A 12112-nucleotide genomic window follows, 5' to 3' on the forward strand; every position below is an offset into this window, starting at 1 on the left:
GGGTGAGGGCTCCCTCAGGGACGGCGCGTCCGCGCCAGCGCCACCCCACCCCCCGCCACCAGCACAACCGCCCCACCGACCACGTACCCCGCCGAAGACCCCCCGCCCGTCTCCGCCAGCTCCGGGTCCGCATCCACCGTCTGGGGGCGCACGGACGTGCTCGACGCACGCGACCGCGAGGGCGGGGCCGGGGCCGGGGTCTCGCACGTGGCCTCCGCCAGCGTCACCTCCCCCTCCACCTCCGCCACGTTCAGCTTCAGCGGATTCACCGAGACCTTCAGGCGCAGGGCCGTCGCCGCCGCCGTGCGGGACGTCGTGCGGGTCGACGACAGGTCGAGGGTCACCTCGCCCACCCCCGGCACCGCCACCCGCGTCGTCCCGCCCGTCGTCAGGGTGAGCTTCTTGCCCAGTACCGTCACCGCGCCCAGCAGGTTCGACGAGGCCGACGGCCGGGCGCCCGCCGCGCAGACCGCCTTGGACGTGACGTCCTGGACCTCGACCAGGGACAGCAGCGGCAGGCCGGGCACGTGCAGCCGGGCGTGGAGCAGATGTGTCGAGCCCTCCGCCCGGCCCGCCGCCACCGTCGCCGTCGCGGTCGCCACGTCCGCCTTCAGGACGCTGACCGGCTGCCCCTTCTCGACGCCGTCCAGCTTCACCTCCAGCGCCGTCTCCCCCGCCGTACGCGAACCGCCCGGCGCCCGGACCTCGTTGAGCGTCGTCTTCAGGGGGACCTCGATCGTCTTGTTCAGCAAGGAGACGTCGAGGCCGGTGCGCAGCACTACCGCGCTCGCCCTGCCCTCGCCGCCCCCGGTCGCGTGCGCCGGGACGGGCGTCGCCAGGACCAGTGAGCCGAGCGTCAGGGCCAGCGCGGCCGAGGTGCGTACGGGCAGGCGGAAGTCGATGGTGTTCAAGGTGGTGGAACCCCCACGGGAGACATGAGCCGTCACCCCGCGCCCCTCCCACGGGGACTCGTGGGACTCGGGTGAGCCAGGGGCGCGCCGGTGACCTGAGACACCGGAATCTTTACGCACGGAGAGTGAACTCGCGTACACCTGGGGTTAGTTCACCCTACGGGGGGACCGCCACGCCCTTCTGTTCGGGTCGAGTCGTGTGCGCGTTCGTCCGTAGGGCCCCCACCCTCACCCTCCGGGCGTACGCCGGTGGTGCGCACCGGCGGTCGCGCCCCCGCGCCGAAACAGTTACAACGAGCCCGTCCCCCGGACCGTCACCCTCCGCGTCAACTCCCCGCCCTCATCCCACGATCCGCCCGTTGAGCACGATCCGGCTCGGCGCCGCCAGTGCGCGTACGTCCGCCCGGGGGTCGTCCTCGTACACCACCAGGTCCGCCGGGGCGCCCTCCTCCAGGACCGGGCGGCCCAGCCAGGTGCGGGCGCGCCAGGCCGTCGCCGAGAGGGCGTCGAGCGGGGGGATGCCCGCCTTGACCAGCTCCGCCACCTCCGCCGCCACCAGGCCGTGCGCCATCGAGCCGCCCGCGTCGGTGCCGACGAAGACCGGGATTCCGGCGTCGTAGGCGGCGCGGACCGTGTCGTAACGGCGGGCGTGCAGACGGCGCATATGGGCCGACCAGACCGGGAACTTGGCCTCCCCGCCGTCCGCGAGGTGCGGGAACGTGGCGATGTTGACCAGGGTCGGGACGATGGCGACCCCGCGCTCCGCGAACAGCGGGATGGTGTCCTCGGTCAGGCCCGTGGCGTGCTCGACGCAGTCGATGCCCGCCTCGACCAGGTCGCGCAGCGAGTCCTCGGCGAAGCAGTGGGCGGTCACCCGCGCGCCGAGCCGGTGCGCCTCGGCGATCGCCGCCTCGACCTCGCCGCGCGGCCAGCACGGCGTCAGGTCGCCCACCTCGCGGTCGATCCAGTCGCCGACCAGCTTGACCCAGCCGTCGCCGCGCCGCGCCTCCCGGGCCACATACGCGACGAGGTCGCCGGGCTCGATCTCATGGGCGTAGTTGCGGATGTAGCGGCGGGTGCGCGCGATGTGGCGGCCCGCACGGATGATCTTCGGCAGGTCCTCGCGGGCGTCGATCCAGCGGGTGTCGGAGGGCGAGCCCGCGTCCCGTACCAGCAGGGTGCCCGCCTCCCGGTCCTGGAGGGCCTGCTTCTCGCTGGTTTCGTCGTCGACCGGGCCGTGCCGGTCGAGCCCGACGTGGCAGTGCGCGTCGACCAGGCCGGGCAGCACCCAGCCCGCCACGGTGACCGTCTCCACGGCGTCCGGCGGGCGTTCGTAGGTGATCCGGCCGTCCACCGCCCACAGTTCGTCCCGCACCTCCTCGGGACCGACGAGCACCCGCCCCTTCACATGCAGTACCACGTGATCGCTCATGGTCAGCACTGTACGAGGCGCTGGGTAGGCTCGGCCGGGTACACCCGGCGAAGTACCCGGCACGCCCGAAGTACCCGGCACAGCCGAAGTACCGAGCCGCACCCGATGACGTGAAGAAGGCACCGCTGTGACGCACCCGTTCCTCGACCTGGCCCCGCTGACCGCCGGCCGCTTCGCGGCCATCGAGCGGCGGGTGGCCGCGCTGCTCGGCACCGAGCAGGACGTCGTGATCATGCAGGGCGAGGCGCTGCTGCCGCTGGAGGGCTGCATCCGGGGCGCCGCGCACCCGGGCTCCACCGCCCTGAACGTGGTGACCGGCCCGTACGGCCAGACCTTCGGCGACTGGCTGCGGGACTGCGGCGCCGAGGTGGTGGACCTGGAGGTGCCGTTCCACACGGCCGTCACCGCCGAGCAGATCGACCGGGCGCTCACCGAGCACCCGGAGATCGACTTCGTCTCCCTGGTGCACGCGGAGGCGGCGACCGGCAACACCAACCCGGTGGCGGAGATCGGCGAGGTGGTACGGCGCCACGGCGCGCTGTTCATGCTGGACGCGGTCGCCTCGGTGGCCGCCGAGCCGCTGCTGCCGGACGCGTGGGGCGTGGACCTGTGCGTGATCGGCGCGCAGAAGGCGATGGGCGGCCCGGCGGGCGTCTCGGCGGTGTCGGTGAGCGAGCGCGCCTGGGCCCGGATCGCCGCCAACCCGCGCGCCCCGCGCCGCTCCTACCTGTCGCTGCTCGACTGGAAGGAGCGCTGGATCGACGGCGGCCGCAAGGCCCTGCTGCACGCCCCGGCGCAGCTGGAGATGCTGGCCCTGGAGGCGTGCGTGGAGCGCATCGAGGCGGAGGGCCTGGACGCGGTGACGGCCCGGCACGCCTCGGCGGCGGCCGCGACCCGGGCGGGCGCCTCGGCGCTCGGCGGCGGTCTTGAGCCGTATGTGTACGAGGCGCGGGACGCGGCCCCGGTGGCCACGACCCTGCGGACGCCCGCGGGCGTCGACGCCTCCGAGCTGGTCGCCAAGGCGCTGGCGTCCGACCCCGCGCTGCCGCTGATCGCGGGCGGCGGGGCGCTGGCGAAGGAGATGATCCGGGTCAATCACTACGGGGCCGATGCCACTCGGGGTGCGGTTCAGGGCTCGCTCGCGGCGCTGGGGGCCGCGCTGGGCGAGGCGGGCCTTCGGGTCGATACGGAAGCTGCCCGCAAGGCCGTGTCACAAACCTGGTGACACCTTTACCGCAGACAAATAGCCGATGAATTCCGGTAAACGGGAAGCTGCTTTATCCAGAGCAGCTTCCCGTTTTCTTCTGCCCCGGCTTGTTGATCTCAAACGCAGGATCTCAACAAGGTTTTTCCGGCCCTCGGACGGGTGTGATCGACTCCACAGGCGTGCCGTTTTGTCCGGGAATTACCGGACAAACCACCTTGCGCATGTGCCCGCGTGATAACACATATCCGCGCGCCGCACACCCCCCACCGAGAATGCGATTTCGATTTCCGCTGGGTAAATTCCCTCCGCATGACCGCCGCACAGACCGTTGTCCATATCGACACCCCACGCGTCGAGGACGGCGCCGCGATCTGGCGTATCGCCCGCGACTCGCAAGTCCTGGACCTCAACTCCTCGTACAGCTATCTGCTCTGGTGCCGCGACTTCGCCGCCACCTCCGTGGTGGCGCGCGACGCCACCGGTGAGCCGATCGCCTTCGTCACCGGGTACGTCCGGCCCGACCGGCCGGAGACCCTCGTCGTCTGGCAGGTCGCCGTCGACCGCGAGCACCGGGGGCGCGGCCTGGCCGGCACCCTGCTCGAAGCGCTGACCGGCAAGGTCGCCGACTCGCACGGCATCAGCTCCGTCGAGACCACCGTGACCCCCGACAACACCGCCTCCGACCGGCTGTTCACCGCCTTCGCCGAGCGGCGCGGCACCGCGCCCCGCCGCGAAGTCCTTTTCGACAGCGGCCTGTTCCCCGACGAGGGGCACAAGGCGGAAGTCCTCTACCGGATCGACCTGGGAGTACGACTGTGACCATCACCCCGCCCGCACTGAGCGTCTTCGAGACCGTCGAGTCGGAGGTGCGCAGCTACTGCCGCGGCTGGCCCGCCGTCTTCGACCGCGCCCAGGGCGCCCGGCTCACCGACGAGGACGGCCACGAGTACCTCGACTTCTTCGCCGGGGCCGGCTCACTCAACTACGGCCACAACAACCCGGTGCTCAAACGCGCGCTGCTCGACTATCTGGAACGCGACGGCATCACCCATGGCCTGGACATGGCCACCACGTCGAAACGCGCGTTCCTGGAGACGTTCCAGAACGTGATCCTGCGCCCGCGCGACCTGCCGTACAAGGTGATGTTCCCCGGCCCGACCGGCACCAACGCGGTCGAGGCGGCGCTGAAGCTGGCCCGGAAGGTGAAGGGCCGCGAGTCGATCGTCTCCTTCACCAACGCCTTCCACGGCATGTCGCTGGGCTCGCTCGCGGTCACCGGCAACGCGTTCAAGCGGGCCGGGGCCGGGATCCCGCTGGTGCACGGCACGCCGATGCCGTTCGACAACTACCTGGACGGGCAGGTGCCCGACTTCCTGTGGTTCGAGCGGCTCCTGGAGGACCAGGGCTCCGGGCTCAACAAGCCCGCCGCCGTGATCGTGGAGACCGTACAGGGCGAGGGCGGCATCAACGTGGCCCGGCCCGAGTGGCTGCGCGCGCTCGCCGACCTGTGCCGGCGCCAGGACATGCTGCTGATCGTCGACGACATCCAGATGGGCTGCGGGCGCACCGGCGCGTTCTTCTCCTTCGAGGAGGCGGGCATCACCCCGGACATCGTCACCCTGTCGAAGTCGATCAGCGGCTACGGACTGCCCATGTCGCTCTGCCTGTTCCGGCCGGAGCTGGACGTGTGGGAGCCGGGCGAGCACAACGGCACCTTCCGGGGCAACAACCCGGCCTTCGTCACCGCGACCGCTGCCCTTGAGGCGTACTGGGCCGACGGCGGCGCCCTGGAGAAGCAGACCCGGTCCCGCGGCGAGCAGGTCGAGCAGGCGCTGATCTCGATCACCGAGGAGAACCTGGTCGACATCAAGGAGTACCGGGGCCACGGCCTGGTCTGGGGCATCGAGTTCCACGACAAGGCGCGGGCGACCGCGGTGGCGCGGCGGGCCTTCGAGCTCGGGCTCCTTGTCGAGACGTCGGGCCCGCAGAGCGAGGTCGCCAAGCTGCTCCCGCCGCTGACGATCACGCAGGACGAGCTCGACGAGGGGCTGCGCACGCTCGCCCGGGCGGTCCGCGAGACCGCGGTCTGACCCGTACGCACACGAGAAACACCCGAGGGAAGAGAGCAACTCACCGTGATCGTCCGCTCGTTGAAGGACATCGAGAACACCGAGCGCCATGTCCGCGCCGCCTCCGGCACCTGGGAGAGCAAGCGGATCGTGCTCGCCAAGGAGAAGGTCGGCTTCTCGCTGCACGAGACGGTGCTGTACGCGGGCACCGAGACGTCGATGTGGTACGCCAACCACATCGAGGCGGTGCTGTGCGTGGAGGGCGAGGCCGAGCTGACCGACCACGAGACGGGTCTGACGCACTGGATCGAGCCCGGCACGATGTACCTGCTGAACGGCCATGAGCGCCACACCCTGCGCCCCAAGACCGACTTCCGCTGCGTCTGCGTCTTCAACCCGCCCGTCACCGGACGGGAGGACCACGACGAGAACGGCGTCTACCCGCTGCTCACCGAACCCGAGGAGGGCTGATCGATATGCAGGACCTGTACCCCACCCGAGGCGCCACCGAAGTGGTGACCCCCCGTCAGGACCCCGTCGTCTGGGGGCCGTCCGAGGGGCTTGAGTCGTACGAGAAGGACGGCTTCCTCACCGTCGACCAGCTGCTGGCCGACGACGAAGTGGCCTTCTACCGGCGCGAGCTGGAGCGGATGATCGCCGATCCGGCGGTCCGCGCCGACGAGCGGTCGATCATCGAGCCGCAGTCGCAGTCGGTGCGCTCGGTCTTCGAGGTGCACAGGCTGAGCGAGGTCTTCGCGGGTCTGGTGCGCGACGAGCGCGTGGTCGGCACCGCCCGGCGGATCCTGGGCTCGGACGTGTACGTCCACCAGTCGCGCATCAACGTGAAGCCGGGGTTCGGGGCGTCGGGCTTCTACTGGCACTCGGACTTCGAGACCTGGCACGCCGAGGACGGCCTGCCGAACATGCGGACCGTGTCGGTGTCGATCGCGCTCACCGAGAACCACGACACCAACGGCGGCCTGATGATCATGCCGGGTTCGCACCGGGACTTCCTGGGGTGCGCCGGGGCCACGCCGAAGGACAACTACAAGAAGTCGCTCCAGATGCAGGACGCGGGCACGCCGTCCGACGAGGCGCTGACGAAGATGGCGGACCGGCACGGGATCCGGCTGTTCACCGGCCGCGCGGGCTCGGCGACCTGGTTCGACTGCAACTGCATGCACGGCTCCGGGGACAACATCACCCCGTATCCGCGCAGCAACGTGTTCATCGTCTTCAACAGCGTGGAGAACGCGGCGGTCGAGCCGTTCGCGGCCCCGATCCGCCGCCCGGAGTTCATCGGCGCCAGGGACTTCACTCCGGTGCGGTGACCTCGGCGCGGGCCGACGGTGATCGTTGGTACGGTCGGCCCATGGCTGATGAATCTTCACGAACTCCCGTCACCGCGGCCGATGTCGAGCACGCCGTACGGCTCTGCGTCACCGCCCTGCGGGCGGGTCTGGCCGCGGACTGGAGCGTGAAGGCGGGGTCCCTGGAGTGGGACTGCTGGGAGACCGTCGAGCACCTCTCGGACGACCTCTTCGCGTACGCCGTGCAACTCGGCCCGCAGCAGCCCCCGCTCGACGGGGAGGTGCCGTACCTGTGGGAGGCGAAACGTCCCGGCGGGCCGCACAACGCGGTGCACGCGGACCGTACGGCCGGGCCCGCCGGGCTGCTCCAGACCCTGGAGGCCAGTGGCGCCCTGCTGACCGCGATGGTCCGCACGGCGTCCCCGGACGTCCGCGCCTACCACGGCTTCGGCATCTCGGACCCGGAGGGCTTCGCGGCGATGGGCGTCGTCGAGACGCTGCTGCACACCCACGACGTGGCGGAGGGCCTCGGGGTCACCTGGGCGCCGCCGGGCGGGCTGTGCGACCGGGTCCTGGCGCGGCTGTTCCGGGAGGTTCCGGCGGATCCGGACCGGTGGCGCGTGCTGCTGTGGGCCACCGGCCGGGCGGATCTGCCGGACCTGCCGCACCAGGACTCCTGGCGCTGGTACGGCGAACCGCTCAGTGACGCAGCCAGATCCTGAGCTCCCCGACCGGGGTGAACCCGGCGCGGACGGCGGCCGCGAGGTCGTCGCCGCTCTCATAACCGACCACGTCGAGGCCGGGCCGGTGCCGGGCGAGCGCGCCCAGGCAGCCGGCCCAGGCCGCGTCGAGGTCACCGTCGGCCGCGAACAGGTTGGAGACGCCGACCACCGCGTCGCCGCGGCTGGCGACGGCACCCGCGACGATCCGGCCCGCCGCGTCCCGCGCCGCGAGGAAGGCGTGGGTGTCGTCGGCGAGCAGCGCGGACGGGAAGAGACCCTCGCTGTCCCCGTCCGACCAGGCCTGCTCCCATGCGGCCAACTCGGCTTCGGTACGCACCGGTTCCCACCCTCCCTCGCCCGCTTCGGGCGCGGGGCGGTGGATCCACCGGGCGTCGAAGAGGACCTCGAAGCCGTCGGCCGTCAGGTCCAGGGCGGCGAAGCTGTCCTTGACCGAGGCGCCCGGCGAGGCGTCGATCCGCTCCACGGTCTCGCCCGGCCCGGCGCCCGGGTCAAGGGTCACCGCGTCGGGGTAGAGCAGCGGGGTGCGCCGTGCGCTGGTCCAGGCGCGGGGGCCCCACGCGCCGGTGATGCCGTGGGCGCGGCAGAGCGCCGCACACCACTCGGCGTTGTTGCGGGCGGCGGCGCGCACCCGTACGTCCTGCTCTATGTCCATGGTCACGGCCCGATCCTCCCCCGCGGGGCCGGGCCGTGACCATGGGTTTTCGTCCGCGTCAGACCACGACGGCGGCGGCGTCCAGCGCCGGGTAGTCGAGGTAGCCCTGGTCGTCGCCGCCGAAGAAGGTGGCCGGGTCGGGGGCGTTGAACGGGCCGCCCGTCGCCAGGCGCCGCGGCAGGTCCGGGTTGGCGAGGAAGAGCGCGCCGTACGAGAGCAGGTCGGCGGTGCCGTCCTCGATGAGCGCGAGCGCGTCCGGGCCGGTGGGGCCGTCGGTGGCCGCGTTGAGCACGACCGTGCCGCCGAACAGCTTGCGCAGGGTCAGGGTGAGTTCGCGGTGCCGGGGAGCGCCCTCCAGGATGTGCAGATAGGCGAGCCCGAGGGGCTCCAGCTCGCGCACCAGCGCGGTGTACGTAGCCTCGGGCGCGGGCTCGCTGATGTCGTTGTAGTCGTGTCCGGGCGAGATGCGCAGGGCGGTGCGGCCCGCGCCGATCTCGGCGGCGACGGCCTTGACGACCTCGGCGGCGAACCGCGCGCGGGCCTCGTCGGAGCCGCCCCAGCGGTCGGTGCGCACATTGGTGTTGGGCGCGAGGAACTGCTGGATGAGATAGCCGTTGGCGCCGTGCAGCTCGACCCCGTCGAACCCGGCCGCGATGGCGTTGCGGGCCGCAGACACGAACTCGCCGATGGTCTCGACGACCTCGGCGTCGGTGAGCTCGCGCGGAGTGACGAAGTCCTGCGGGCCCTCGTGCGTGTAGATCTTCCCGGCGGCGGCGACCGGGGACGGGGCGACGTTGACCAGGTCGCCGGGGAGCAGGTCGGGGTGACCGATGCGGCCCGCGTGCATCAGCTGGGCGAAGATGCGCCCGCCCTCGGCGTGCACGGCGTCGGTGACCTCGCGCCAGGCGGCGACCTGCTCCTCGCTGTGCAGGCCCGGGGTGTCGGGGTAGCCCTGGCCGACGGGGGACGGCTGGACGCCCTCGCTGATGATCAGCCCGGCGCCGGCGCGCTGGGCGTAGTACGCGGCCGTGGACGCGGTGGGCGAGTTGCCCGGGCCGTAGGCGCGGCTGCGGGTCATCGGCGCCATGGCGATGCGGTTGGGGAGGCGGAGGCCGGACAGGTCGATCGGGTCGAAAGCGGTGGTCATGACAGCTCCAGGGGACGATTACATTGGTCGGCCAAGCAATCCGACGCGGTTCACTGTAACCCATTGATTGGCCGACCAAGGTAAAGTTGTGGCATGACCACGGACGCACGCAGCCAAGACCCTCTCTGTACGGAGCTGACCCGCACCCCGGGCGCGGCGCGCGGAGGCCCGATCAGCCACGCGGTGTCCCGGGTGTCCCGGCTGCACCGCGTCGCCGCGGGCCGTCTGCTGCGTGCGACCGGGCTCTACGCGGGCCAGGAGATCTTGATGATGCACCTGTGGGACGCGGGTGCGGTGCGCCAGTCCGAGCTGATCAAGGCGCTGGAGCTGGACCCGTCGACGGTGACGAAGATGCTCCAGCGCCTGGAGCAGGCGGGCCAGGTCCGCCGCCGCCCCGACCCCGCCGACCGCCGCGCCTCCCTGGTGGAGGCGACAGAGGCCAGCTGCGCCCTGCACGAGGCGGTCGAGGCGGCGTGGAACGACCTGGAGGAGAAGACCCTGACCGGCCTGACCCTCCAGGAGCGGGCCGAACTGGCCCGCCTCCTGAACAAGGTGGAGGCGAACCTGTGCCCGATGGCGGCGGAGGGGGAGGAATGCCCGTGATTCGTCTGCGGCTGGTGGTGGGCCGGTCGCGCAGTTCCCCGCGCCCCTGAATGCACCCCTTCGGGGCGCCCAGGGGATTGCCGCGGAGCGGCGTGTCTAAAGCGCCGCAGCCAGCACCTCCAGCGCCCGGTCGACATCCGCGGACGAGTTGTACAGGTGGACGGCGAACCGCAGGTTCCCGCCCCGCGCGGACGCGTACACCCCGCCCCTCACCAACTCCGGCTGAAGGCCGTCCAGTCCCGGCACGGCGACGACCGCCGAGGACTCGGAGACGGCCCGGTGCCCCAGGGCGGCGAGCCCGGAACGCAACCGCGCGGCCAACGCCAAGTCGTGTGCGCGCACCGCCTCGATCCCCACCTCCTCCAGCATCGCGAGCGACTCCGCCGCCGCGTGGTAGGACAGGAAGGACACTGGCTCGTCGTACCGCCGGGCGGACCCGGCGAGCTCCCGCACGGGCCCGTAGTTGTCGGTCAGGTCCTCCGCCGCGAACCACCCCGAGTGCAGCGGCGCCAACTGCTCCTGCGCCTCCTCGGTCACCGTGAGGAACGACGTACCGCGCGGGCAGGCGAGGAACTTGAACCCGGCCGTGACCGTGTAGTCGAAGGCGCCCGCGTCCAGCGGCAGCCAGCCCGCCGACTGGCTGGCGTCGAGGAGCGTACGGGCCCCGTGCGCGGCCGCGGCGGCCCGTACGGCGTCGAGGTCCGCGACCCGACCGTCCGCGGACTGGACGGCCGAGAAGGCGACCAGCGCGGTGCCCGGCCGCACCGACTCGGCCAGCGACTCCAGCGGCACGTACCGCATCTTGAGGTCGCCGCGTACGGCGAAGGGCTGCACCACCGAGCTGAACTCGCCCTCGGGGGCGATGACTTCGGCCCCGGCGGGCAGCGAGTGGGCGACGAGGGCGACGTGCACCGACACGGACGAGCCGACCGCGACCCGGTCGGCGCCGACCCCGGTGAGCCGGGCGAACGAGGAGCGGGCGGCGGCGAGCGCGTCGAAGCCGCCCGCGCCCAGGCGGGTGCCCGCCGCGTTCTCTCCGGCGAGCCGCGCGATCGCGTCCACGGCACGCCCGGGCAGCAGGCCGCAGCTGGCGGTGTTCAGATACGTCGTCTCGGGCGCGAACGCGTCGCCCGACAAGGGCTCCAGGATTTCCATGATCCCACCCTGCGGTCCCCCGCCCCGGGGTCAATCGACAAAAAGCGGAGGGAACCGTCAACGGTTGCTTACGGGTTGGGCCGGAGCGGGGAGCCCCAAGAGTGCCGAAACGGCCGGCGCCAGGCCCGTACGTACGTCAGGCGCGCGGGACCTCGCACCCGTCCGGGCCGCAGGCCTCGGCGTCGGCCGCGGGGGCCCCGAGCGTGGCGAGGACGGGCGTGTGCTCCTGCCAGGCCTGCTCAAGGGCCTTCGTGAACACCTCGGCGGGCTGCCCGCCGGAGATGCCGTACTTGCGGTCGACCACGAAGAACGGCACGGCGTTGGCGCCGAGCGCGGCGGCCTCGGCCTCGTCCGCGCGCACCTCGTCGGCGTACGCGCTCGGGTCGGCGAGCACGGCCCGCGCCTCGTCGGCGTCCAGACCCGCCTCGACGGCCAGCTCCAGCAGGACGCCGTCGTCGAAGACCGAGCGCTCCTCGGCGAAGTTGGCCCGATAGGCGAGGTCGAGCAGCGCCTCCTGGCGGCCCCGGGCCTTGGCCAGGTGGAGCAGCCGGTGGATGTCGAAGGTGTTGCCGTGGTCGCGGCCCTCGGTGAGGTAGCCCAGGCCCTCGGCGTGCGCGTTGGAGGCGACGTGCTCCTCCATGCCCCGGGCCTCGTCCAGGGTGCGGCCGTACTTCTGGGCCAGCATCGGGATCACCGGGCCGACCGCGTCCTTGGCGCGGTCGGGGTCGAGCTCGAAGGAGCGGTGCACCACCTCGATGTCGTCGCGGTGGGCGAACTCCGCCAGGCCCTTCTCGAAGCGGGCCTTGCCGATGTAGCACCACGGGCAGGCGATGTCGCTCCAGATCTCGACGCGCATGTCACTTCTCTCGGATTCTCTCGGGGG

Annotated in this window: 13 protein-coding genes; 7 read left to right on the forward strand and 6 right to left on the reverse strand. The window is 72.0% G+C overall.

The genetic code is table 11. The features are described 5' to 3' along the window. Nucleotides 1-14 precede the first annotated feature (14 nt). Complete coding sequence (locus BX283_RS12680) at nt 15-911, reverse strand: SCO1860 family LAETG-anchored protein (protein ID WP_101387722.1); 897 nt, start codon at nt 909-911, stop codon at nt 15-17. 340 nt (nt 912-1251) lie between these two features. Continuing rightward, nucleotides 1252-2343 (reverse strand): amidohydrolase family protein, encoded by a 1092-nt coding sequence (locus BX283_RS12685; protein WP_101392305.1) that lies wholly within the window; start codon nt 2341-2343, stop codon nt 1252-1254. Between the two features lie 127 nt (nt 2344-2470). Between BX283_RS12685 and BX283_RS12690 the strand changes: the two genes are divergently transcribed. The 6 genes from BX283_RS12690 to BX283_RS12715 all read left to right on the forward strand — a co-directional run bounded on the left by BX283_RS12690 (nt 2471) and on the right by BX283_RS12715 (nt 7651). Further along, nucleotides 2471-3568: an alanine--glyoxylate aminotransferase family protein gene (locus BX283_RS12690; protein WP_101387723.1), complete on the forward strand. Its 1098-nt coding sequence runs from the start codon at nt 2471-2473 to the stop codon at nt 3566-3568. A gap of 291 nt (nt 3569-3859) precedes the next feature. Further along, a complete protein-coding gene (gene ectA / locus BX283_RS12695) occupies nt 3860-4369 on the forward strand; it encodes a diaminobutyrate acetyltransferase (protein ID WP_101387724.1) in 510 nt (169 codons plus the stop codon). After that, the gene (ectB, locus tag BX283_RS12700) at nt 4366-5640 is read left to right on the forward strand and encodes a diaminobutyrate--2-oxoglutarate transaminase (protein WP_101387725.1); all 1275 of its coding nucleotides are present in this window, start codon (nt 4366-4368) and stop codon (nt 5638-5640) included. Before ectA ends, ectB begins: the two co-directional genes overlap by 4 nt. Before the next feature lie 45 nt (nt 5641-5685). Beyond that, nucleotides 5686-6090: an ectoine synthase gene (locus BX283_RS12705; protein ID WP_101387726.1), complete on the forward strand. Its 405-nt coding sequence runs from the start codon at nt 5686-5688 to the stop codon at nt 6088-6090. 5 nt (nt 6091-6095) lie between these two features. Continuing rightward, complete coding sequence (thpD, locus tag BX283_RS12710) at nt 6096-6950, forward strand: ectoine hydroxylase (RefSeq protein ID WP_101387727.1); 855 nt, start codon at nt 6096-6098, stop codon at nt 6948-6950. A gap of 41 nt (nt 6951-6991) precedes the next feature. Beyond that, complete coding sequence (locus tag BX283_RS12715) at nt 6992-7651, forward strand: hypothetical protein (RefSeq protein WP_101387728.1); 660 nt, start codon at nt 6992-6994, stop codon at nt 7649-7651. On the opposite strand, the gene BX283_RS12720 is transcribed toward BX283_RS12715, so the two are convergent. Further along, nucleotides 7629-8324, reverse strand: coding sequence for a hypothetical protein (locus BX283_RS12720; RefSeq protein WP_101392306.1), 696 nt, complete (start codon nt 8322-8324; stop codon nt 7629-7631). The genes BX283_RS12715 and BX283_RS12720 overlap by 23 nt on opposite strands. 58 nt (nt 8325-8382) lie before the next feature. After that, nucleotides 8383-9471 carry an alkene reductase gene (locus tag BX283_RS12725; protein ID WP_101387729.1) on the reverse strand — a complete coding sequence of 363 codons (1089 nt, stop codon included), beginning with the start codon at nt 9469-9471 and terminating at the stop codon, nt 8383-8385. A gap of 93 nt (nt 9472-9564) precedes the next feature. On the opposite strand from BX283_RS12725, the gene BX283_RS12730 reads away from it, so the two are divergent. Next, nucleotides 9565-10074 (forward strand): MarR family winged helix-turn-helix transcriptional regulator, encoded by a 510-nt coding sequence (locus BX283_RS12730; RefSeq protein WP_101387730.1) that lies wholly within the window; start codon nt 9565-9567, stop codon nt 10072-10074. 96 nt (nt 10075-10170) lie between these two features. On the opposite strand, the gene BX283_RS12735 is transcribed toward BX283_RS12730, so the two are convergent. Together BX283_RS12735 and BX283_RS12740 are read right to left on the reverse strand one after the other, a co-directional pair. Then, entirely contained in the window at nt 10171-11229 is a 1059-nt protein-coding gene (locus BX283_RS12735) for an aminotransferase class V-fold PLP-dependent enzyme (protein ID WP_101387731.1), read from the reverse strand. Nucleotides 11230-11365: 136 nt separating this feature from the next. After that, nucleotides 11366-12085 (reverse strand): DsbA family oxidoreductase, encoded by a 720-nt coding sequence (locus tag BX283_RS12740; RefSeq protein WP_101387732.1) that lies wholly within the window; start codon nt 12083-12085, stop codon nt 11366-11368. Between the last annotated feature and the right edge of the window lie 27 nt (nt 12086-12112).

Origin of the sequence: Streptomyces sp. TLI_146, from assembly GCF_002846415.1 — a bacterium.
GTDB lineage: Bacteria > Actinomycetota > Actinomycetes > Streptomycetales > Streptomycetaceae > Streptomyces.